Origin of the sequence: Pedobacter miscanthi (assembly GCF_032678605.1) — a bacterium.
Taxonomy (GTDB): Bacteria; Bacteroidota; Bacteroidia; order Sphingobacteriales; family Sphingobacteriaceae; genus Pedobacter; species Pedobacter miscanthi_A.
This window is the reverse complement of sequence record NZ_JAVTSU010000021.1, coordinates 17,558-41,585: the sequence shown is the minus strand read 5'-3', so window position 1 is coordinate 41,585 and position 24,028 is coordinate 17,558. Positions and strand designations below refer to the sequence as shown.

14 protein-coding genes are annotated in these 24,028 nt (G+C 40.6%); 11 read left to right on the top strand and 3 right to left on the bottom strand.

Annotated features, from left to right (window positions below):
• Positions 1-27: 27 nt before the first annotated feature.
• From R2R28_RS24380 to R2R28_RS24355, 6 genes are read left to right on the top strand one after another with little or no spacing between them, the layout of a single operon-like run.
• The gene (locus R2R28_RS24380; RefSeq protein ID WP_316828265.1) at positions 28-3,426 is read left to right on the top strand and encodes a SusC/RagA family TonB-linked outer membrane protein; all 3,399 of its coding nucleotides are present in this window, start codon (positions 28-30) and stop codon (positions 3,424-3,426) included.
• 10 nt (positions 3,427-3,436) lie between these two features.
• On the top strand, positions 3,437-4,939 hold the full coding sequence (locus R2R28_RS24375) for a RagB/SusD family nutrient uptake outer membrane protein (RefSeq protein WP_316828264.1): 1,503 nt from the start codon (positions 3,437-3,439) through the stop codon (positions 4,937-4,939).
• Positions 4,940-4,947: 8 nt separating this feature from the next.
• Positions 4,948-5,721, top strand: coding sequence for a DUF4843 domain-containing protein (locus R2R28_RS24370; protein WP_316828263.1), 774 nt, complete (start codon positions 4,948-4,950; stop codon positions 5,719-5,721).
• Positions 5,722-5,751: 30 nt separating this feature from the next.
• Entirely contained in the window at positions 5,752-7,221 is a 1,470-nt protein-coding gene (locus tag R2R28_RS24365; protein ID WP_316828262.1) for a PKD-like family lipoprotein, read from the top strand.
• A 25-nt stretch (positions 7,222-7,246) separates the two neighbouring features.
• Positions 7,247-8,140, top strand: coding sequence for a TlpA disulfide reductase family protein (locus R2R28_RS24360; RefSeq protein ID WP_316828261.1), 894 nt, complete (start codon positions 7,247-7,249; stop codon positions 8,138-8,140).
• A 51-nt stretch (positions 8,141-8,191) separates the two neighbouring features.
• The gene (locus R2R28_RS24355) at positions 8,192-10,735 is read left to right on the top strand and encodes a zinc-dependent metalloprotease (RefSeq protein ID WP_316828260.1); all 2,544 of its coding nucleotides are present in this window, start codon (positions 8,192-8,194) and stop codon (positions 10,733-10,735) included.
• A 111-nt stretch (positions 10,736-10,846) separates the two neighbouring features.
• On the opposite strand, the gene R2R28_RS24350 is transcribed toward R2R28_RS24355, so the two are convergent.
• The 3 genes from R2R28_RS24350 to R2R28_RS24340 form a co-directional block, all read right to left on the bottom strand.
• Positions 10,847-13,543, bottom strand: coding sequence for an outer membrane beta-barrel protein (locus tag R2R28_RS24350; protein WP_316828259.1), 2,697 nt, complete (start codon positions 13,541-13,543; stop codon positions 10,847-10,849).
• Positions 13,544-13,554: 11 nt separating this feature from the next.
• Positions 13,555-14,580 (bottom strand): FecR family protein, encoded by a 1,026-nt coding sequence (locus R2R28_RS24345; protein ID WP_316828258.1) that lies wholly within the window; start codon positions 14,578-14,580, stop codon positions 13,555-13,557.
• Positions 14,581-14,672: 92 nt separating this feature from the next.
• Positions 14,673-15,365, bottom strand: a complete 693-nt coding sequence (locus R2R28_RS24340; protein ID WP_316828257.1) for a sigma-70 family RNA polymerase sigma factor — start codon at positions 15,363-15,365, stop codon at positions 14,673-14,675.
• Positions 15,366-15,610: 245 nt separating this feature from the next.
• Here R2R28_RS24340 and R2R28_RS24335 point away from each other — a divergent pair, with 245 nt between their 5' ends.
• From R2R28_RS24335 to R2R28_RS24315, 5 genes are all read left to right on the top strand, one after another.
• Positions 15,611-17,260, top strand: a complete 1,650-nt coding sequence (locus R2R28_RS24335; protein WP_316828256.1) for a 2,6-beta-D-fructofuranosidase — start codon at positions 15,611-15,613, stop codon at positions 17,258-17,260.
• A 50-nt stretch (positions 17,261-17,310) separates the two neighbouring features.
• The gene (locus R2R28_RS24330; protein WP_316828255.1) at positions 17,311-18,177 is read left to right on the top strand and encodes a sugar phosphate isomerase/epimerase family protein; all 867 of its coding nucleotides are present in this window, start codon (positions 17,311-17,313) and stop codon (positions 18,175-18,177) included.
• 260 nt (positions 18,178-18,437) lie between these two features.
• Complete coding sequence (locus tag R2R28_RS24325) at positions 18,438-19,967, top strand: arylsulfatase (RefSeq protein ID WP_316828254.1); 1,530 nt, start codon at positions 18,438-18,440, stop codon at positions 19,965-19,967.
• Positions 19,968-20,117: 150 nt separating this feature from the next.
• Positions 20,118-21,893: an aminopeptidase P family protein gene (locus R2R28_RS24320; RefSeq protein WP_316828253.1), complete on the top strand. Its 1,776-nt coding sequence runs from the start codon at positions 20,118-20,120 to the stop codon at positions 21,891-21,893.
• Between the two features lie 697 nt (positions 21,894-22,590).
• Complete coding sequence (locus tag R2R28_RS24315) at positions 22,591-23,988, top strand: aminopeptidase P family protein (RefSeq protein ID WP_316828252.1); 1,398 nt, start codon at positions 22,591-22,593, stop codon at positions 23,986-23,988.
• The last annotated feature ends 40 nt before the right edge of the window (positions 23,989-24,028 follow it).

The window sequence follows — 24,028 nt, the reverse complement described above, 5'->3', positions numbered from 1 at the left end:
GCATCTGCACAAAACCAAACCAAACAAATGTATAGAATTTATCCCAGGAAAAGGGGTATGCCGCTCGGGTATGTCCGTAAATTATTGCTTATTATGCGATTAACTACCGTTATTTTAATTGCATCTTTCCTGCAGCTCTCTGCCGCAGGATTTGCACAGAAAATTACAATCAGCAAAAAAAATGTCCCGCTCAGTCAGATTATTAATGAAATCCGCGATCAAAGTGGTTACGACTTTTTCTACAGCAACGAACTTTTAAAAAAAACCACGCCCGTATCTATTAACGTCAAAGATGCCTCATTAGAAGATGTACTGCAAATCTGTTTCAAAAATCAGCCTATTGCCTATAAGGTAGATGATAAAGCTGTAATGCTGCGCGAAAAGGTTACAAGTGTTTCTGATAAAATTTATTCGTTTGTGCCCATCGGCGTACAGGTTACGGTAACCAATGAAGAAGGAAAACCGCTGCCCGGTGCCACGGTAACGATAAAAGACACCAATAAAAAAATGATAACCGGTGTAGGCGGAACTGTTTTTATCTCCAATGTGGATGATAAGGCCATTTTGGTGATTACTTATCTGGGGTACAAAACGCAGGAAATCAAGCTTAAAAAGAACCAGCTTAACATTATCGTTAAAATGGAAATCGGAGATAACAAGTTTGATGATATCGTGGTCACCGGAATTTTTAATAAACCCAAAGAAAGTTATACCGGGGCGGTACGCACCATTACAGCGGTAGAACTGCAACAGTTTCAGGGAAGAAACCTGTTTACCACATTGGGCAATATCGATCCGTCATTTTACGTGGTACCGAACAATGCATCAGGTGCCGACCCGAACAAAATTCCTGATATCCAGATGAGGGGTGCACGTAGCCTGCCCAACATTGATAAGTTGCAGGATCAAACATCGGCGGCTTTAAATACACCGCTTATTATCCTCGATGGATTTGAAACCACCCTGCAACGCATGCTGGATTTGGATAATACCGAAATTCAGTCGATAACCTTGCTCAAAGATGGTTCAGCAACAGCCCTTTATGGTTCGCGTGGAGCAAACGGGGTTGTGGTAATTAAAACCAAAGAGCCTATTGCCGGTAAATTAAGGCTTACCTACAGGGCCGGAGTAAACCTGAGTATCCCTGATTTAAGCAGTTACAACCTTTTAAACTCTGCCGATAAACTGGAACTGGAAAGGCTTTCGGGCTATTTTCAGAGTGCCACGCAAGATCCTGCCACCAATATTGAATTGCAAAAATATTATAACCAGGTACTGGGGCAGGTGGCTAAAGGTGTAAATACCGACTGGTTATCGGTGCCATTGCGTACAGAGGTAGATCAGCTCCATAATTTAAAAGTAGAAGGGGGCGACCAGGCTTTCCGTTACGATCTGGGTTTACAGTATAACAATGTTAACGGGGCGATGAAAGGATCGGGGAGGCAAACCTTTAACGGAACCATCAACCTGATGTACAAGTACCGCACGCTTACTTTCCGCAATAGCCTGGTGGTTGGACAAACCAAAGCCGAGCAATCGCCATATGGCTCTTTTGCTGATTATGCTAAGTTAAACCCTTACTGGGAACCGTATGATGCATCAGGAAAGGTAGTAAAATTTTTTACGCCTTATTACCGGCCATTTATTACCCAAACTTCGAAATATAGCGGACCTTATGCCAACCCGTTATACGATGCCACATTAAATACCTATGATATTAACCATACCACCAATATTACCGATAACTTTCAATTAGAATGGACGCCTGTAAATGGCCTGTTTCTCCGTGCAGGTGTTGGGGTAAGCAGTAACCAAACCCACGAAGATAATTTTAAACCGGCCGAACATTCTTCTTTCGCCAATTACGGCGATGCTGATATTTTCAGAAAGGGAAGTTATGCTTATTCTTCTGGTCAGGATTTTAGCTATACCGGAAATTTATCAGCCAGTTACTCTAAGGTATTTGCAAATATCCACCGCATATACGCCGGTTTAAATGTTGATATGACCGAGAATAACAACCGCATTTACACTTTTAGTGCAGAGGGTTTTCCTGATGAATCGATCGACTTTTTGGGCATGGCACTTCAATACCAGCAGGGTGGATCGCCAACCGGATCGGAAGCTACCAGAAGACGGATAGGCGCTGTAGCCAACTTTAACTATGCCCTTAAAGATCGTTACCTGGTAGATTTGGCTTACCGTGTGGATGGAGCCTCGCAATTTGGTGTTAACCGCCGTTTTGCCCCCTTCTGGTCAGCAGGTTTAGGCTGGAACATGCATTACGAATCTTTCATTAAAGATAATTTCAGGTTTATCGACCGTTTAAAACTGAGGGGATCTTACGGTTCAACCGGTTCAACACAGTTTGATGCTTATCAGGCCCTGGGTACTTACAGTTATTATACAAACGACCGGTATAAAACCTGGTTAGGTGCACATCAGAATACTTTGGGCAATCCGGATCTGGCCTGGCAACAAACCAATAAATACAATGTTGGGTTCGAAACCGCGATGTTTAACAGCAGGTTTACTTTAGAGGCTGATGTGTTTTTAGAGAAAACATCTAACCTGCTTTCATCACTCGAACTGCCTTACGCCAACGGTTTTACCAGTTATAACGAAAATATTGGTGCCTTGCAAACCAAAGGGATAGAGTTAATGGCCAGTGTTTGGTTAATCCGCAATAACCAGCGTAGATTTTCCTGGTCTATAACCGGAAACCTGGTACACAATGTAGACCGTATTGTTAAACTATCGGAAGCCATGAAAGCGGCGAACGAAAAATTGGCACTTCAGGTAGGTACAAGCCCAAGCCGGATCATCAGAGAAGGCGATTCGCAGAATACCATTTACGCAGTACGTTCATTAGGGATAGACCCAAGTACGGGTAAAGAACTTTTTCTGAATAAAGATGGTGAAGTAACCTACACCTGGAACGCGAAAGACCGTGTGGCCGTTGGTTTAAGCCAGCCAAAATTCAGGGGGAATTTCAGCACCTTGTTCCGTTACAGCAACTTTACGCTAAATGCTTCTTTTAGTTTTCTTTTTGGCGGACAACTCTACAACCAAACGCTGATTGATAAGGTAGAAAATGCGAACAAGATCCTCAATGTGGATGCAAGGGTATATTACGACCGCTGGAAACAGCCGGGAGATGTGGCCCTTTACCGTGGAATTAATGAATCTACAACAGTATATCCTTCTTCCAGATTTGTACAGAACGAAAGTACGTTTACCTGCCAGAATATTAATGTGGCTTACGAAGTAACCAATAAAAGGTTCCTCAAACGTTTGGGCATGCAAACTTTATCGGTTACAGGTAATACCGGAGAACTTTTTTACATCTCTACAGTAAAACAGGAGCGTGGTACCGATTATCCTTATACACACCAGTTTTCACTTTCATTATTTGCAGCATTTTAAAAACAGGATCATGAAAAAAATACTTACAACCGTTATTATACTTTGTAGCCTGTTCGGAGCCGGCTGCAAAAAATGGCTTGATGTAAAACCACAGGGCCAAACCACCCAGGATGAACTGTTTAAAACGCAGAAAGGTTTCAGGGATGCCTTAACAGGTGCCTACATCCGCATGAAAAGCAGTAACATTTATGGTGGCTCACTCACCTGGGGCAATATCGAATTTATGGCCATCAACTGGGAAAATCCTTCATCCAGTAACACCTCACTTACTAAATTAATTAACGGCGATTATACCGATGCAACGGTTAGGGGCTGGTTAGATAATACTTATGCTGACCTGTTTAAGGTAGTTGCAGATGTTAACAGCATCCTCAGCGTTATTGATGATAAAAAACCGGTTTTTACGGAGGGGAACTATTCCATTGTAAAAGGAGAGGCCTTAACCCTCCGTGCTTTTTGCCATTTCGATGCCATGCGGATGTATGGTCCGCTGCCTTCTGCACCAGGAACAGCTAGGATTCTGCCATATGTAACCACGGTGAGTAAAGACATCCACGAACCATTGCTTTACCAGGATTTTATGAAATCGGTACTGAATGACCTCGATCAGGCAGAAGCCCTGTTAAAAGATGTAGATCCGATCCGTAAATATTCTATTGCCCAGTTAAACCCCGGCCAAAACGACCAACCGGTGCTGAGCGATAACTATTTATTGTACAGGCAGGTGAGGATGAATTATTATTCGGTACTGGCTTTAAAAGCAAGGGTATACCTTTGGTTAAGCACATCGGATGCCACTTACAAAGTGAATGCAGCCAAATACGCCCAGATGGTGATTGATGCAGCCGATCCAACGGGTGCACCTTTGTTTAGGCTGGGCGAGGAGCGCGACCGTGCGGCAGAAGATTATACCATGTCGCCAGAGCATATAAGCGCTTTAAGTATATACAACCTGGCTACTACTGCAACAGGTGTTTTTGGCGAAACCGGAAGTTTAATGCGTTACGATTTTAACATCACCGATGGTTTTTACTACCTCAATAACCTGTTTCCGGTAAATGAAAGAACATCGGATATCAGGTGGAAACAAATGTGGACCTACAAAACCACTGCCGGGGCTACCAATTATGTGATGTATAAAAAATATATCCAAAAAACCGGTTTGTTTCCTGTTTTGCAAATCCCTTTGTTACGTCTGAGCGAAATGTACCTGATTTTAACCGAATGTGCCGATTCTAAAGCCAGTGCGGAGGCTTCTTATAGTTTCCTTTGCAGTAAAAAAGGGATTCCTTTTACCTCGTTTAACGCTACCGATTGGGTTACCGACCGTAAAAATAAACTCATCAGGGAATATGTGCGCGAGTTTTACGCTGAAGGGCAGAGTTTCTTCACCTATAAACGTTTTAATTTAACCACACTGCCGGCCAGCTGGACTTACACGTATTACAATGTAAAGCCATCCAAATACCTGGTGCCGAAACCAGACCGTGAAATCAATTATAACAATAACTAAGCAAGGCGATGAAAAGATTAATATATTTTGCAGCGGCTGTGTTTTTGGCCGTAACTGCCATAAGTTGCAGTAAAACACCAGGTTTGCTGTACAGCGATGTTGCCCGTGTACAACTTAACGATACTGCTACCCTAAACAGCACATTTGTGTACGAGGCACCTACCATTATCCGCGATACGGTTTACATTCAGGTAAATACCATTGGCGAAATGGCCAGTGTAGACCGTGCCGTAAAATTTGTTCAGGTAAGTAATAAAACCGATTTATTCCCGGCAGTTTCCGGTCAGCATTTTGTTCCTTTTGATGATCCTTCCCTTAAAAACCTGATGGTAATTAAAGCCAATACCGTTCAAGCGAAAATCCCGGTGGTACTGTTACGCGATGCAAGCCTTAAAACAAATACCTACCGCCTGCGCCTGCAATTGGCAGCAAATGATCAGTTTGGATTAGGTGAAGTACAAAGTCGTAGTATATCCATTGTGTTTTCTGATCGTTTGGAGCGTTTTTACTCCTGGAGGTTGGATAATGGAACGGCACCAGCATTTTATACTTTTGGCAAATACAGCACCCGTAAACACCAGTTCATGATCGATAAACTTCATGAGCAGATCGATGAAACCTGGTACCAAACGGCAGTAAGTATTGGCGCACTACAAAACTATGCCAACATTTTAAAAACGGCACTGGCCAGCTTTAATAACGATCCGGTAAATATTGCCAGTGGCAAAGCACCCTTACGCGAAACAGACGAAGTAGGAAGCGTGCCGATTACTTTCCCTTAATGAAAAACCATTGATTTAAAATTAAATGTGATGAAAAAATTATATGTATTACTCATGGGTTTACTGGTATTGTTTACTGGTTCCTGTGTAAAAGAAAGTGCCAACGCTTATATACCCGATTTACCACCAGCTACAGTAAGTGGCTACGAAAAAGCATACACGGTTTATACCCATCAGGATCAGTTAAATATTACCCCTGGCGTATCTGATGAACGTAGTTATGATTATTCCTGGACCGTTTATTCCAATAATTTTAACGTTAACTCTGGCATTGTGCCAAAGGGAGATGTGATCTCTACATCAAAAGACCTGCATTATGAGGTTTTACTTAATCCGGGTTCATATACCCTGGTATTTAACATTAAAAATCGCATTACCGGCGTAACCCAACTGATTACCAGTACGCTTTCGGTATCCACCTTAACCATGACGGGTTGGTACATTTTAAAAGATGACGGCAATAAAACCGATTTCGATTTTATTTACCCAACCGGACGCATCGATAACTGGATAGCCAACTTCAATGATGGCAAGGGATTAACCGGAAAAAGCATCAAAGCAGTATATGCAGGCTCTTTCAAAAACAATTTAAAATCCACCGATCTCTACAGTGTATTGGTTGCGATAACCGATCAGGATGCTGCTATATACAGGATTGATAACGGGAAAAAGGTAATGGGTTTTGATGATATGTTTTTTACCCGTCCCGATGTTAAAAAGCCGCAGAATGTTTTGCAGCCCATGTCTGATAACAATGTGTTTCTGATTAACGATAACAAACTTTTTACCCTCACTAAAGGAACCTTATTTGCAAGTCCTCCGCTTTCTACCTATAAAATTACACCTATAGCCGCAATTGCTGCCAGGGGGATATTTTTCGATGATAATTCCAAATCGATCGTATTTTCTGATAACGGAACTTTTGCTTTGCCGGGTGCAAATGGAGCGCTGGTTAAAAACATGAATGCCGATATGGTATGGGTAGGAGGTTATGCAGGTTTGCGAAGTGCAGCACTTGCACTTTTTAAAAAACCAACCGGAGAAGGGCTTTTAATCAAGATGAATGCCAGTTATGGCCCGCTGAGTGGTTCGGGTGATATGGTTTTAGGCACCAAAGTAGTTCCGGCTACCCACGGCTTAATGTCGGCCGATGCCATTGGAGGCAATTACGATTCCGATTATATCTATTATGCCAAGGGCAATAATGTGTATATGACAGATTTTACCTCCATTCCCGAAAACCTGCAGGTTACCCTTCCGCAAGGCGAAGTGGTTACCTGTATCCAGCACATCAAATATCCTCAACCAGCTGCGGGTATAGCCACTACTGTGGATTTTCTCGCGATTGCTTCTTACCAGAACGGGAAATATAAAGTATGGCTGCATAAAATCAGTTCAACCGGAACCATACAGCAGTTAAGCAAACCCGATTTTGAAGGCCAGGGAAAAGTGAGCTGTTTAAATTATGTAGAGAAGGGCATCGGAAGCCGGGTATTTTAACATTAAAACATTAAACACCAACAATATGAAACTAAGATTAAGTACCTTCCTGTTAGCTTTTATGCTAACTGGAAGTGTTTTCGCACAGCAAAATGATCCGGATGTAACATCGCCGGTTATTCAGAAACAAAAAACAGAACTGGAGGCCACACTTGTTTCAGTAAATCAGAAACTGGCTTTGAGCGAAAAAACATACCGCGATGCCCAAACTAAAAAAATAAAGTACGATACCCTGGGCCTTGGTGCCTGGCGTGCCGAAATGGCAAAGCTTAAAGAAGAGAAAAATGAGCTTACCATTGCTTTTATCAAACAGCATCCTGATTATTTCACCAGTTTGCTTGCCTTAAAGGATGTGATCGGTGCCTTACCAAAAGATGTGCAGTTACTCGAAAAAACATTTGCTAAACTGGATAAAAACATTCAGCAAACCGCTACCGGGGTTAAAACCAAAACTATCCTGGATAAATTCGATGCCGTAAGCATTGGCCGCATTGCGCCTGGTTTTTCTGCACCCGATACTGCCGGCAAAATGATAAACTTATCCGATTTTAGGGGGAAATATGTATTGCTCGATTTCTGGGCAAGCTGGTGCGGGCCATGTAGAGAAGAAAACCCGATTGTGGTAAAAGCCTATAATACCTATAAAGACCGTAATTTCGAAATCCTTTCTGTGTCGTTAGATCAACCTGGCAAGCAAGAGGCATGGCTTAAAGCCATCCACGATGACCAGTTAAACTGGAAACATGTATCGGATTTAAAATTCTGGAAAAACGAGGTGGCGCAATTGTATTCGGTGATGTCTATTCCGCAGAATTTTCTGATCGATCCTAGCGGGAAAATCATTGCCGCAAACCTGCGCGGAATCGAACTGGCCAAAAAACTGGCCTCACTTTTACCGCAATCAAACCAAGGAAAGTAAAACCAATTCTTATATCAGGCCGGCTAAAAACCGGCCATCAAAAAACGATAAATGTTTAAACCTATTTTATGTACACTGGCGATAGGAAGCTTTGCCATGTTCTCGTATGGACAAAAAAAGCCACGTGTTACAGCACCAGCTACCATAGCTGTTCCGGTTAAAAAGGCCGATAGTGTGCCGGGAGCAGTTAAACCTTATAAAGAAATTATTACGGCCAAAGCGAAAACGGCCCTGGGTATGATTAATATCCACCAGATTGGCCTGAAGTATTATTTCGAAATCCCCGATACCCTTTTGGGCAGGGAAATGCTGGTGGTAAACCGGATTTCTAAAGCGGCATCCAATCCACGTCCGCAGATGATGGGTTATGCCGGTGATGAAATTGCCGAAAATGTAATCAGTTTCGAAAAAGTAAGCAACGACCGTATTTTATTACGCCTCAATTCTTTTAACGAACATTCGGCTGATACCACCGCCAACGGTTTATACAAATCGGTAAGGAATTCGAATATCCAGCCTATTGTAGCCTCCTTTCCGGTAAAGGCCTACGGAGGTGATTCTACCAAAGTAAAAAGCAGTGTAATCGATATTACCGATTTTATCAATACCGAAAACGAGATCTTTTTCTTTAACGCCGGGATAAAGGGATTGCTGGGCATTGGCGGCATCCAGGTTGATAAATCTTACATCAATTCCATCAGTACCTATTCCAAAAATGTAGAAATCCGTACCGTGCGTACTTATAGCAGAGGTCCGGTAGGCGGCCAGCCCACTACATCAACCATTCCCATTACCTACGAACTGAACAGCTCAATTGTGCTATTGCCAAAAGTGCCCATGAAAGCTCGTTTTGCCGATGCACGCGTGGGTTTCTTTGCACAGGGATATACCGATTTCGATAAAGATCCGCAAGGGGTAAAACAATCGGCAGTGGTGGTACGCTGGCGAATGGAACCTAAAGATGCCGACATTGAAAAATATAAACGCGGCGAACTGGTAGAACCTAAAAATCCGATTATCTATTACATCGATCCGGCTACACCCGCCAAATGGGTACCGTATTTAATTGCAGGTGTAGATGATTGGCAAAAAGCCTTTGAACAGGCGGGTTTTAAAAATGCGATAAAAGCGTTGCCTGCACCAACCAACGATCCAAACTGGAGCATTGATGATGCCACCCACAACGTAATTGTTTACAAACCTTCGGCGGTTGCCAACGCAAGCGGTCCGAATGTACACGATCCGCGCAGTGGCGAGATCATCGAAAGTCACATTAACTGGTACCATAACATTATGCAATTGGTACGCAACTGGTATATGATACAGGCTGGTCCGCTTGATGCCCGTGCACAAAAACTAAAATTTGATGATGAACTGATGGGACAGCTCATCCGTTTTGTATCCTCGCATGAAGTTGGGCACACGCTTGGTCTGTTGCATAATTTTGGATCAAGCTCAACCGTACCGGTAGCAAAATTAAGAGATAAAGCCTGGGTTGAAGCCCATGGCCATACACCATCCATTATGGATTATGCCCGGTTTAATTATGTGGCACAACCCGAAGATCATATTTCGGAAAAAGGAATTTTTCCACGCATTGGCGATTATGATAAATGGGCCATACAGTTCGGTTACCGCTGGATGCCGGAGTTTAAAACGGCAGAAGAAGAAACACCATATCTCAATAAACTGATTATTGATAGTTTAAAAACCAATAAACGTTTGTTTTTCGGATCAGAGAATTTATTTACCGATCCACGCTCACAAAGTGAAGATATGGGTGATAATGCAATGCTTGCTAGTACTTATGGAATTAAAAATCTAAAACGAGTAGTGCCAAACATTATGGCCTGGACGAGAGAACCAAATGAAGGTTACGAAAAAACAGGTGAAATTTACAAAGAGGTAATTAAACAGTACACGCAATACCTTGGCCATGTCATCAGGAATTTTGCTGGTACTTATACTACCTTTAAAAGTGTAGAACAACCCGGTGGCTTGTTATCGCCAGTACCTTATGCTACCCAGAAACAAGCCATTAAATTTATAAATGATGAGTTTTTTGTTACGCCAAAATGGTTGCTAAACCAACAGATTTCGGATGTTACGGGCGCAAATCCGGTTTATACGATTGGCAACATTCAGTATGCAGTTTTGATGCGAATGATGGGCTCTGATATCATCGTAAAAATGATCAACAGGGAAGCCACCGATCCGGTAAAAAATTATACCGCAATAGAATACCTTAACGATCTGAAAAAAGGAGTATGGAGCGAAATTTATGACCATAAGCCTATTGATATTTACCGCCGTAACCTGCAACAAGTTTACATGAGTAATGCGATAAAAATGTTCGTATCAACCAACGAAATTGTAATGACAGGACAGTTGGGCGGAATTAATATATACATGAACCCTGATGTAACCAAATCAGACGGTGGAAGTATTATGCGGGCTCATTTGATTGAATTGAGAGGCGATATTAAAAAAGCAATTCCTTTTGCCACAGGTTTAACCAAACTGCATTTAGAAGAAATGGTGCGTAAAATAAACGTGGGTTTAATCCCGAAAACATTAACTACGGCAACACCTTAAGGTACTAAAATATTTTTTAATGGAATTTGTCATCCTGAGCGTAGTCGAAGGATCTTTTCAACGAATTAAAATAAAGAAGTCAAAAACTTGACTTCTTTATTTTAAGCTAATTTACAACCGCTTCAACGCATCCTCATTACCCAATTTCGTATCCGATTTCTGGATTTTAGATTTACCAAATTTATAGGTGAAACCTACAAAAACACGTTTACTATCGGTACTAACCCGTTCCGCAGAATTAAAACTACCATAATTGCGTTCAATAAGATAATCATTCCGTTTAAAAATCAACTCATTACCACCTAAGCGTAACTGTCCTTTACCTTCCCAAAGGTTAAGTAAAAAAGAAGCATCTACATTTTTATTACCAGTGTTTTTCGAAAGATCCTGTACATAGTTTGTCCAGTAATAGGCATCTACCTGTAGTTTCAGGTTCTTCGAAATTTTAAAAACTTGCGAACTTTTAAAATCAGAGTGAAAGGCGGCCAGTTTATAATGGGTACCCAAAACCGGACCTTCGGCCATATTATAACCAATTGGTGTGCCGCTGTTGAGGGTTTCCCACCAGTCGTTGATTTTGACCGGATAAAACAGGTAAAGCGAAACATCTGATGCCCGATCAAGGTTCTGGCGTGTAAAATAAGTAACCTTCGTTGCAAGATCCTGCCTGTAAGGGAACAGTCCGATTGTACCCTTGGTGTGGGTGTAACTTAACGAAAGATTAAGCTTGTGGATATTCGCACTTAAAGTATAGGTATCATCAAACTGCGGCGTAAGCGAAGGATTGCCCTGCTCAATGGTATACCGGTTAAGCAGCACGGTATAGGGAACCAGTTCGTAATAAGGCGCACGGTTAATGGTGGGCTTATAGGAAATGGAAATGTTATATTCCTGGTTAAAATTATGCTGGTAAAGAAATGTAGGGAATAAATTGCTGTAGTTTTGTTTAAAGTTCCCTGCAAAATTAGCCTGTGTATTTTCAACCCTTAAACCAAGCTGTACTTTATCTTTCTTCCAGTCTTTGCTCAGTATTCCGTATACCGAACCAATTGATTCTTTAAGGTTACTTTCATTAGAAAATATCGGGTTCGATGTGAATGCTCCGTTGCGGTTATCCTGGTAATTTACGCTTGTGTTAGAATTGGTATATTGAAATTTAACACCGGTTTCGAGCTTCCATTGTTTTTTAAATTCATGTGTATAATCAGCCTGACCAATGTATACATCAATTGCGGCCTTGTTCCTATTCTGGTAATGGGTCGGTATTCTGATGATATTGCCCGATCCGTCGTAAAGTACCGAAGGGAAATCCTGGAAAAGGTTACGTTTCCATGGGGTAAAGGTAGCCAGTACCACGAGGTCGTTTTTGCCCGAATCGGCCAGAAGATGGTAATTAAAGTTGTAGGTGTAAGAACTGGCGCGTTGGTTAAAGGTGGCATCGGTATACGATACCGAGTCGGTACGGATGTTTTTTCGGCCAAACTCATTTGTTGTTGCCCATGGTCCTTTAAAATAAAAGATGCCACCATTTGCAAAAAGACCTATACTCTGGTTTTTGTTTAGTTGCAGTTCGGCACTGGCCTGAAAATTATAGAGGTTGTTATGCGATATCCTCGACCAGTTGTTGGTTAAATAATATAACGGATCGGTAGGATCCTGAAACCTTTCCGAACTTATGCTGAAAATGTTGTCGCCTTTGGTAACACCACCGCTCGCATAAAGGGTTAGGTTTTTGTGTTTATAGGTGGCCGAAGTATTTAAATTGCCTGTAGCATATTTCCCGGTTGATCCATCGGCGCGTACATCGCCCGTAAAACCTTCAATCTGGCTTTTTTTGGTGATAATGTTGATCACAGCGCCAAAAGTAGCATCATATTTTGCCGAAGGCTGTGTAATCAGTTCGATTTTAAGAATATTCCCTGCCGGCATGGTCTGCAGGATATTTTCCAGTGCAGCATCGGGTACAGGTTTGCCATCGATCAAAATCATAGTCCGTTTGCCCTGTAAACTCACGGTGTTATCGGCCGAGATACGCACAAAAGGTGCCGATTTTAATACCTGCAGCGAATTGCCCACCGCCATGGCACTGTTATCTACATTAAAAATGAATCGGTCGCTTTTGGCTTCTACCAATGGTTTGCTGGCGGTAATTTTAACCTCTTTTAAATTTTCGCCTGAAGATTGCATCGCAATAGGCGCAATACTTACCGGCGTATTACCACCAACGGTAAAGGGCTTGGTGGTATAAGGACTATAACCTATGGGCGAAACCCTGATTTTATAATTGCCCGGTTTAACCGATGGAAAGATAAATTTTCCGTCGAGATCAGTCAGTGAATTGATCACAAAAGATGAATCAGTTGCAACCAATAAAGTAACAGTTGTGTATTCCAGTGGTTTGGCATGTTCATCCAGCAACCGGCCGCTTACCTGATCTTTTGCTACAGAATCTGCAACCACAGGAACAACATTTTGCTTTACCGGTGTTACCGTTTTAGGAACCGTAGGGAAAATAGAATAGTTTTTATCATCTACCTTATACCACGATAAATTAAGGGGTAAAATAATGGCATCTAAAATCTGCTTTAGTGGTTTGCCTGTATAATCACTGGCTTTATAAATTAACTGTTTTTGTTTAAGCTGACTTTCTTCGTACAGGAAATTGATTTTAAATTGTGCGGCCAGTTGAGTAAGTATCTGGGTTAATGGCTGTGTTTCTGTTTCTTTTACCTGCTGACTGAATGCAAATTGATTAAAAAACAGCATGCATATCAAGGCAATAAAGCTAACTTTTAAGTTTTTTTTCATGATTATCCGCCTTATTTAGATGTAACAATCAGTTCATGTGTAGTCTCTTTCGGACTAATGTTGATGTTCAGGGTAATGCCAATGGCTTTAAACAGTACATCACGATCCTTTGCACTTAAAGTACCCGATAATCTTTTCTCTAAAATTTTCGGATCATCCACAACCGCTTTATAGCCGTAAATATCTTCGAAATAATCGAATATTTTACCTACCGGAACATTGCGGAAATACAGTTTACCATCTTTCCATGAGGCATATTCGGCCACATTGATCGGTTTTTTAACCAGTTTTCCGTTTGCATATTCGGCGATATCGCCCGGTGCCAAAATAAGTGGTTTATTAGTGCCGGTTTTTAAATCCAGACTTATTTTACCTTCCAACAGGGCAACCTCGGTACGGCCTCTCCGGTCGTTTACGTTAAAAGAAGTACCTAAAACTTCTACATTAACCGCTCCTGTATGCACAATAAAACGTTCGTGGTTTTGTATTGCCCCTGTTTTATGCAGGTGATTTACTTTTAAAAAGGCTTCTCCAGAGATCCAAACCTCGCGGATTTCTTTGTTATCCCAGTTTTTGTCGTATTTAATGGTAGAGTTCGCGTTTAAAGTTACAATCGATCCATCAGGTAAAGTGATATTTTTCAATTGGCCGTATGGTGCCTCGATATTTACTTTCTGGTTAACCGAATATAAAATCCCGATGCAGAAGAGAATTCCTACCACAACAGCTGCTGCCGCATAACGGTACCATATTGGAATAATTCTGTTTGTTTTTTTAATTGAAACGGTTTTGGCTTCAATATTTTGCCAAATTTGCTGTTGTTCGGTGGTATCGAGTACATCCGTTTCGAACCGTATTGATAATACAATTTCACGGGCACTCAAAATCACGGGGCTTAATGCCGGGTATGTATTTTGGACATCCTGCCAAAACGTATCTGCTGTTTCATCCGGCTGAAGTACCCAGAGGATAAAGGCTTCATCATTGATCAGGTCTGCTAAAGTATAAGCTTTATAATCGCTTAGCTGTTTCTTCATTGTTCTTTCTTTTGATCCTATTAGCAGCAGCAGTCGTTTTTTACCCCATTGAAATAAATAAAAATTTCAATTTTAGTTTATTCGTCTGATTATCAGTTTAATAATTTTAAATGAAGCACAAGATAAAGCAATAATAAATCATCTTTAGAGAGGTTATTTCGCAGGTAATCTAACGAACGGGCCATAATTTTATATCCCGCTTTTACCGTGATGCCCATTACTTCCGCAATTTCTTCATAACTCAGTTGCTCGTAAAACTTAAGGAAAATAGCTTCTCTTTGTCTTGCCGTAAGTTTGGCCAAAGCATTTTGAAGCTGTTCGCTTATCTGTACCTGCTTTTCGTAATCAATAATACTTTCTTCCACATTTAAAACCACCTGGAACGAATAGTTTTCCGTTTCCTCATAAGTTTCATTTTTACTTAGCTGAAAAGTTTTTTTGAAAATGGCATGTCTGAAAGATTTGTAGAGGTAATGTTTAACGTGCTCAGGATTTCCAACCGAATTCCTCTTCGTCCACAGGCCAACAAAAAGGTCCTGGATACATTCTTTAATCAGGTCCTTATCTTTGGTAAACTTCGATCCATAATTGTACAAACCTGCCGAATAGGCTTTGTACAGGTATTCGAAAGCGGCCGCGTCGCCATTTTTAAAACTGTACCATTGCTGGCTTTCGTTGTGCTGGTTAGGGTTTTTGTGAAGCTGCAAAATACGGATCTGACTAAGGTTAAGATGTAGGATTTCAACAATTACATTCCATAACATCAATTGCTGACAGCCAAACATAAGTAAATTCTTTTAAACGTATATCGTAGTTTGATAGTTCAAATGCCACAATTCCACTCTGCTGCCACTACCACAAAAAAAGCCTTCTCGCAATGACGGAACTCAAAGTGACCATTTCTTGCAATCACATCAACCACGTAAATAAAATAATACACTTTTGCTTAGCCTCAATATTTTTCCCTATCTTTTCGTCCACTAACCAATATCCTTCTTTAACTGATAAAACGATTTACCTTTCCCGGAACATGAAAACTACACCCCAAGCAATTTTTACCATTGGCGCTTTACTCTTTTTCTCTCATTTTGTCTTTGCAGCTGATATTGAAATCAAAATCAATAAACGTTACCTCAACCTGCCCGTTTCGCAGAAGCAGGCCAGAACCAATATGAAATTCGAAATTGCAGGCAAACAAGAACGGGTTTTTAAAATCAGGCTTGCAAAAGAAGAACCCGAATATTGGGTTTTCTGTGATGTAACCGCTTTAAAAGGTAAAACAATAAAAATCAGTTACGAGGGGGATGGAGCCGGATTGCAGAAAATTTACCAGAATGACGAAATTGAAGGACAGAAAACAATATATCAGGAAAAGAATCGTCCGCGGTTTCATTTTACCACAAAAAGGGGCTGGATAAACGATCCGAACGGACTTATTTTTTATGAAGGCGAATATCACCTTTTTTATCAGCATAACCCTTACGAAAGGGAATGGGAAAATATGTCGTGGGGCCACGCCGTAAGTAAAGATATGATCCACTGGGAAGAATTGCCAACCGCTTTAAGTCCCGATAATATAGGTACCATGTTCTCTGGTTCAACTGTAATTGATTATAACAATACCGCAGGTTTTAATAAAGGCAACACGCCGGCAATGGTGGCCACCTACACCGCTTTTACAGATGAGAAACAGGTGCAATGTGTGGCTTATAGCCTGGATAAGGGCCGCACCTGGACAAAATATACCAAAAACCCTGTCATTGATTCGAAGGCAAAATGGAATAGTGTGGATACCAGGGATCCGAGGGTTTTCTGGTATAAACCTGGCAAACACTGGGTAATGGTGCTGAACGAGCGCGACGGACATTCAATTTATAATTCGGCCAATTTAAAAGACTGGACTTTCCAAAGTCATACCACAGGTTTTTGGGAATGCCCCGATCTGTTCGAACTACCCATTGATGGCGATAAAAACAAAACCAAATGGGTAATGTATGGGGCTTCCAATACTTACATGACCGGTACTTTTGATGGGAAAAAGTTTACACCCGAATCTGGCAAGCATGTTTATGTAACCGGAAGCATTTATGCCGCGCAAACCTTTACCAATATCCCTGAAAGCGACGGCAGAAGGATCCAGATTGGATGGGGGAGGATTGGTCATCCTGATATGCCTTTTAACGGTATGATGCTGCTGCCTACCGAACTGAAACTCAAAACCACAAATGATGGTTTGCGTTTAGTAAGCAAACCCATAAAAGAAGCTGATCAATTGTTCGAAAGTGCTGGCGAATGGAATAATTTATATGCTAAAGATGCCAGCGAAAAACTTAAAACCTATAACAACAACGATAGAATCCGCATTAAAACAAAATTAAAGCTCTCGCACGCTACAAGCGCAGGTTTTAGTCTTTCTGGGCAGAAAATATTAGACTATGATATGAATTTCAACCTTGTAAATGGTGTTTTTTACTCTCCACAGGATATGACCAGCATGGAAATATCAGCCGATATCTACATTGACAGAACCTCTATTGAAGTTTTTATTGATGGTGGCGCTTATTCTTATTCGATGGAACGTAAATTAGATGCTAAAAATACCGAAGGATTTCAGTTTTGGGGAAATAATATCGAAATTCAAGATTTGAAGGTTTATTCTGTTAAATCTATTTGGGAATAGATTGATTGTCACTCTGTTCCGATTTTACATCGGGATCTTAATATCGTATTATGAAAAATATATTTTTAGCAATTACCAGCTTAATTATTTTATGGATTGCAAATCCACTTTCAGCACAACAAAAATATCCGGAATTAGGCATTGTAAGTGGTTTAGCACAAGATAGCATTGCTTATGCCGCTGGCTTTAAAATGATCGGCGAATCGGTACCCAAAATACTTTCACCTACATTAAGCGATGCTGAATTTCGTACAAACCTGCAAAAGGTAAAAGCGGCTAAATGTAAAGTATTAAGCTGTAACCTGTTTTTTCCGGGCAGCTTAAAAATAGCCGGACCAGATGTAGATGAGGCAAAAGTTTTAAGTTATACCGAAACCGTACTATCAAGAGCCAAAGAGGCCGGTGTAAAATACATTGTTTTAGGTAGTTCAGGTGCACGGAGTATTCCAACAGGTTACGATATGGATAAAGCAAAAGCCGATTTTGTAATCCTTTGCAAAAAAATAGGTCAAATAGCGAAGAAAAACGATGTTGTGATTTTGTTGGAAAACCTCGAAACCACCGAAACCAATTTTATTACCTCTTTAAAAGCAGCCGCCGAAATTGTAAAAAAAGTAAACGAACCCAACTTCAGGCTTAATGTTGATGTTTTTCACATGTTTCGCGAAAGCGAATCGCCCGACGAAATTATAGCTGCTGCCAAACAGGTTGGCTTTTGCGAAATTGCCGAAAAAGAGAAACGTACATTACCGGGCGTGGCTGGTGATGATTTTAGACCATATTTACGTGCATTAAAGAAAATAAATTATAAAGGTTTCATCTTTATCGAAGCCAGTACAAACAATGCCGCTACCGAAATACCACAGGCTTTTAATTACCTTACCAAGCAGGTTGCAGAAGTTTATTCAGAAAAGTAGTGGTTTTGTTAAAGAGGTTTGGGGTGTAAGGTTTAAGGTGATGAATCGCAAAGGGAAATCAGCTGAGGTACCCTAAGGTGGTTTAGATGATGAAAAACATTCAGGTAATAATAATACATTCCCCTCCAAATTATTTTTACGTTTTATTTAGTTTTTTTGGCGGTGGTTATCACTATGCAAACGTTTGTGCAGAGAAAAATAAAGCCATCAACATATGTTATCAATATCTTGTATCACCTAAACAACTATATACTTGATATATGATAAAAAGAACTTTCTTAATCCTTTCTGTTGTTCTGTCAGCAATCTGCTCTTTCGCACAAAAATCAAAAGCGAAACCCAATATTGTGTATATCCTGGCCGATGATTTGGGCTATGGCGAACTCGGTAGTTATGGTCAGCAAAAAATAGAAACACCAAATTTAGATCAATTGGCCAAACGTGGCATGCGTTTTACACAGCATTACGCTTATCCGGTTTGCGCACCTTCAAGATTTGGACTTATGACGGGTATTAATTCGGGCAAAGCCTTTATCCGCGGTAACCACGAGTGGGGAGAGCGTGGCGATGTTTGGAGTTTTAAAGCAATGGAAGCAAATCCTTTTCTCGAAGGGCAATACCCGATCCCAGATTCAACCATTACCATTGCCAAAGTATTAAAAACTGCAGGTTACAATACCGGGTTGGTGGGCAAATGGGGCTTAGGTAGCCCGATGACCGCCGGAGTTCCAAACCGCCAGGGTTTCGATTATTTTTATGGCTTTATTTGTCAGCGGCAAGACCATACTTATTACAGCGGACATTTATGGGAAAACGAAAGCAGGGTTCCCCTTGATAATAAAATTGTTGATCCCGATGTTAAATTTCCTGCAGATCTGGATCCTTTGAATGAAAAAAACTACGAAAAATATCAACAGAACGATTATGCACCCGATTTTCTGATTAACGCAGCATTAAATTTTATCGGGAAGAACAAGGATAACCCTTTCTTTTTGTACTACGCAAGTCCTTTGCCACACGTATCATTACAGGCCCCAAAAGATCTGGTAGCCTATTATCATAAAAAATTTGGTGATGAAAAACCTTTTTTAGGTGGTTCGTATTTTCCCTGCCGTTACCCGCGGGCTACTTATGCTGCAATGATTACCCTGCTCGATCAGCAAGTGGGGCAACTGATTAAAAAGCTCAAAGAAGAAGGCGTGTACGACAATACCATCATTATGTTTTGTGCCGATAATGGAACCGCATTTAATGCAGGTGCCGATCCTGTTTTTTTCGAAAGCAACGGCCCTTTTAAAGGCGAGTATGGCTGGGGTAAAGGTTTTGTTAGAGAAGGAGGCATTAGAGAGCCTTTTATCGTATCATGGCCTGGTAAAGTAAAAGAAGGCGTAACCAACGATATGGTTTCTTCAACCCTCGATATGATGCCTACTTTTTGCGATTTATTGAATATCAAAACGCCATCCGGAATTGATGGTTTAAGCATTTTGCCAACCATTTTGGATAAAGGAAAACAGAAACAGCACGATTACCTGTATTTTGAATACCCGGAGTATGGCGGACAACAGGCCATTCGTATTGGCCATTGGAAAGGGGTAAGGTTAGATATGATGAAAGGCAATGATAAATGGACTTTATACAACCTTAATACAGACCTGAAAGAACAGAACGATATCGCTGCTCAGCATCCTGATATTATAAAACAGATGGTCGCCATTTCGAAAAAGGAGCACCATACGCCATTGATTAAAAGGTTTGAAATTCCCGTACTGGAGAAAGAAAAACAATAATTAATTTAATCCTTATTATTGGGGATAGCAAGAATACACCAATCAAAAACCTGTGTTTACCTGTGTGTATCTGTGGTTAAAATTCTTAACCTGTTTGCCGTATCTATATCATTGTAATATTTACATTTGAACAATCAATTCTGCTTTAATATGACCTGTGTACAAAAATTAGAGGCCTTGCGCAAGCTAATGGCCAAACAAAATATAGATGCTTATATCATTACCGCTGCAGATCCGCACATTAGCGAATACTTACCTGCACACTATAAAACCATTCCATTTGCCAGTGGTTTTACCGGTTCTGCAGGTACTTTGGTAATCACCAGGGATTTTGCTGGTCTTTGGACAGATTCGAGGTATTTTACCCAGGCCGAAAAGCAGTTAAGTGGTTCAGGTTATGAACTGGTAAAGCTCAAAGTACCACATACTCCCGAATATATCGATTGGCTCCATCAGGTGTTAGCTAAAGGGGCAACAGTAGGTTTTAATCATCAGCTCATTACCGTGGCTTTGGCAACCGCGTTGAAAGATAACCTGCAACAGCATGAAATTTCCATTAAAAATGTTGATTTTATCAATGAAATTTGGATAGATAGGGTAGGGCTGCCTGAAGAAAAGGCTTTTTTAATCGGAGAAGAAGCCGCCGGCCTCAGCATTTCAGCTAAAATAGATCAGGTTAAAGCGGCTTTAAAAATCAATCAGGCCGATTATCATTTGATTTCTACACTTGATGATATTGCCTGGCTTTTTAATCTCCGCGGTAACGATGTTGATTATAATCCGGTTGTTTTAAGTTTTGCTTTAATTAGCCCTCACGAAACAAAACTTTTTATAGATCAAGAAAAACTCGCACAGCATGATATTGATACTTTAAATCAGCAAGGTGTGGTTTTACACCCATATAATGGCGTGTTAGAGGCGTTAGCTGCCTTGCCCGAAAATGCGGATGTTTTTATCGATCCCAAACGCACCTGCTTTGGCCTCTATCAGCAACTATCAGAAAACGCAAAGGTTATTTCAGGTATTAATCCCAGTACATACCTTAAAAGCCTGAAAAATGAAATGGAAATTAACCATATCCGTAAAGCTATGGTTTATGATGGTGTAGCCTTAACCAAATTCTTTAAATGGATAGAGGAGCATTTAGGCAAAGAAAAGATCTCCGAATGGTCTGCATCACAAAAATTGGAGGCATTAAGGGCAGAACACCGTTCATTTGCGGGCCTGAGTTTTAATACCATTGCAGGTTACAATGCCAATGGTGCGCTTCCACATTATAGCGTAACACCAGAAAGTGATCAGGAAATTCTTGGCGATGGCTTGTTTCTTGTCGATTCTGGAGGGCAATACCTATATGGCACCACCGATATTACCAGGGTAATACCTATTGGCAACTGTTCATCTACCCAGTCTAACGATTACACGCTGGTATTAAAAGGACTGATAGAAGGCTCTAAACTAATCTTTCCCGCCACTACAAAAGGTTATCAGATCGATGCGGTCTGTCGCAAGCCGTTGTGGGATTATGCCATCAATTACGGCCACGGAACTGGTCACGGTATAGGTTTTTTCCTTAATGTACATGAAGGGCCTCAAAGCATTAGTTCCGCTAATGTAGATGTCGCCTTTAAACCAGGTATGGTAACCTCCATCGAACCTGGTATTTATCGTCTGGGAAGTCATGGCGTAAGGATAGAAAACCTCGTTTTATGTAAACCTTATACCAGTACCGAATTTGGCGATTTTCTGGCTTTCGAAACCCTGACTTTATGTTTTATAGATACTTCTATCATCAATAAATCTCTTTTAGAATCCCATCAGCTTACCTGGTTAAATCAGTATAACCAAATGGTTTTTGATCAGCTTCAAGCCGTTTTATCTCCCGAAGAAGCTGCATGGCTGAAAGAAAAGTGTAAGGCTATTTAACCGATCACCACTTCGATTTCTATGCGAACCATGGTAGGTTGGCGCAACATAAAAAACTCAGGTGGGCTCAGGTATCTAAGGTGGTCATAAAATTCCTTCTGCAGGATAACGATTTGCCGCAGGGCATAACCATAAAGAAATGTGCGCATGTAAGCTTATATGGTTGTTAAATGATTACATGGTAAATATTGAGATCACGCTGTTATAGGCTTAGCTATTTATTACTCAATAATCTGCATGTCTGCGGGTAACTTAAACTCAATTGATCCCATCTAATAATTTTTTAATGAGCTTTACAACAAAATTTTAAAGACTTATATTTTTATTTAATCTTTAAAATCAATTATTTATATCAATTATAGATGTTTAATATTCAGATAAAATATATTAATACTTCTGAATCAGATGATTAAATTGTAATTAGGTAAAATTTTATATTAACTAAAACATTAAATAAGATTATTTATTTGTTTCTATATGAGTTTACAATGAATAGATAGTTAAAAAATAATGCTTTACAAGTTTGTAATTCATTTCATTTGTCAGATTTCCGCCTTATTTTTTGCTAAACAGAAATTTATTTTCACTTTTATAGCCTAACTTATAATTTGCAGATAACACCCATATTTTAACCATTAAAGCCGATCCCTTCAGGATAACAATTGCTTTTTGGGATATTTGCTTAACACTGAATATTATGTTTGAAAAAGAAGTTTACCTCCAACGGCGTTCCGCATTAAAATCGAAAATAAGCTCCGGGATATTACTCTTTTTGGGTAATGAAGACAGTCCGATGAATTACAAGGACAATACCTACCACTTTAGGCAGGATAGTACCTTTTTATATTATTTTGGAATCAGCGAACCATCACTGGCAGCCATCATCGATTTAGATGGAGGAGAAACCGTTCTCTTCGGAAACGAAATGGGTATTGATGATATTGTATGGATGGGCAGGCAAAAAACTTTAGCCGAAAAAAGTGCAGATGCCGGTTTAACCAAAGTGTTGCCTTTAGATCAGCTTGATGGCTACCTTAATCAATATCAGGCAAAAAAACGTGGCGTTCATTTTTTACCACCTTATCGGCCGGAGAATAAAATTAAATTAGCTCACTGGTTTAATATTCCAGTTCATCAGCTTAAAGAAAGTGCATCACTTAATTTTATAAAAGCTATTGTTTCACAACGTTCAATTAAATCAGCTGAAGAAATAGTAGAGCTTGATCGTGCAGCCTCGCTATCAGCCGATATTCACTTAATGGTAATGCAGCAGGCAAAACCAGGCATGTTTGAACGAGAACTTGCTGCAAAAATTCAGGGTGCTGCCCTGGCTTCAGGAGGCAATCTGGCCTATCCGGTTATCCTGACTGTTCAGGGCGAAATTCTGCATAATCATTACCATGGCAACCAGCTTAAGGAAGGACAATTGGTACTAAATGATTCGGGCGTGGAAACAGAACTCGGTTATGCCGGCGATCTTACCCGTACATTTCCGGTAGGTAAGAAATTCAGTGCAGAACAAAAAGATGTTTACGATATTGTACTCCATGCCTATACCCACGCTAAAAACCTTTTGGCACCGGGTGTGCGGTATTTAGATGTGCATCTGGCTTCTTGTAAAATGCTGGCGCAGGGCTTAAAGGATATAGGCTTGATGAAAGGCAATATCGACGATGCCGTAGCGGCTGGTGCACATGCCATGTTCTTTCAATGCGGTACCGGGCACATGATGGGGCTCGATGTACACGACATGGAAGATTTAGGTGAACAATATGTTGGTTATACCGATGAACTGGTTAAAAACACCACACAATTTGGATTAAAATCGTTGAGGCTGGGTAAAGCACTCGAAGCAGGTTATGTATTAACTGTTGAGCCGGGCGTGTACATTATACCTGAACTGATTGACCGCTGGAAAGCTGCTAAACAATTTACCGATTACATCAACTACGATAAATTGGAAACTTTCAGGAACTTTAGCGGGATCAGGGTAGAAGATGATTTTCTGGTTACTGAAAACGGAAGCAGGATGTTGGGTAAAGATTTGGCCTTAACTACCGAAGAAATCGAATCAATAAGGAGCGGAGCTTATTAAAAATAAATTTATGCTGCGCTCAGGTGGTAGTGCTGTCAAA

What these genes read in the sequence shown, in the direction of transcription:
- R2R28_RS24380 (WP_316828265.1), top strand. Translation starts at nt 28, where the DNA reads ATGTATAGAATTTATCCCAGGAAAAGGGGTATGCCGCTCGGGTATGTC.
- R2R28_RS24375 (WP_316828264.1), top strand. Translation starts at nt 3,437, where the DNA reads ATGAAAAAAATACTTACAACCGTTATTATACTTTGTAGCCTGTTCGGA.
- R2R28_RS24370 (WP_316828263.1), top strand. Translation starts at nt 4,948, where the DNA reads ATGAAAAGATTAATATATTTTGCAGCGGCTGTGTTTTTGGCCGTAACT.
- R2R28_RS24365 (WP_316828262.1), top strand. Translation starts at nt 5,752, where the DNA reads ATGAAAAAATTATATGTATTACTCATGGGTTTACTGGTATTGTTTACT.
- R2R28_RS24360 (WP_316828261.1), top strand. Translation starts at nt 7,247, where the DNA reads ATGAAACTAAGATTAAGTACCTTCCTGTTAGCTTTTATGCTAACTGGA.
- R2R28_RS24355 (WP_316828260.1), top strand. Translation starts at nt 8,192, where the DNA reads ATGTTTAAACCTATTTTATGTACACTGGCGATAGGAAGCTTTGCCATG.
- R2R28_RS24350 (WP_316828259.1), bottom strand. Translation starts at nt 13,543, where the DNA reads ATGAAAAAAAACTTAAAAGTTAGCTTTATTGCCTTGATATGCATGCTG.
- R2R28_RS24345 (WP_316828258.1), bottom strand. Translation starts at nt 14,580, where the DNA reads ATGAAGAAACAGCTAAGCGATTATAAAGCTTATACTTTAGCAGACCTG.
- R2R28_RS24340 (WP_316828257.1), bottom strand. Translation starts at nt 15,365, where the DNA reads ATGTTTGGCTGTCAGCAATTGATGTTATGGAATGTAATTGTTGAAATC.
- R2R28_RS24335 (WP_316828256.1), top strand. Translation starts at nt 15,611, where the DNA reads ATGAAAACTACACCCCAAGCAATTTTTACCATTGGCGCTTTACTCTTT.
- R2R28_RS24330 (WP_316828255.1), top strand. Translation starts at nt 17,311, where the DNA reads ATGAAAAATATATTTTTAGCAATTACCAGCTTAATTATTTTATGGATT.
- R2R28_RS24325 (WP_316828254.1), top strand. Translation starts at nt 18,438, where the DNA reads ATGATAAAAAGAACTTTCTTAATCCTTTCTGTTGTTCTGTCAGCAATC.
- R2R28_RS24320 (WP_316828253.1), top strand. Translation starts at nt 20,118, where the DNA reads ATGACCTGTGTACAAAAATTAGAGGCCTTGCGCAAGCTAATGGCCAAA.
- R2R28_RS24315 (WP_316828252.1), top strand. Translation starts at nt 22,591, where the DNA reads ATGTTTGAAAAAGAAGTTTACCTCCAACGGCGTTCCGCATTAAAATCG.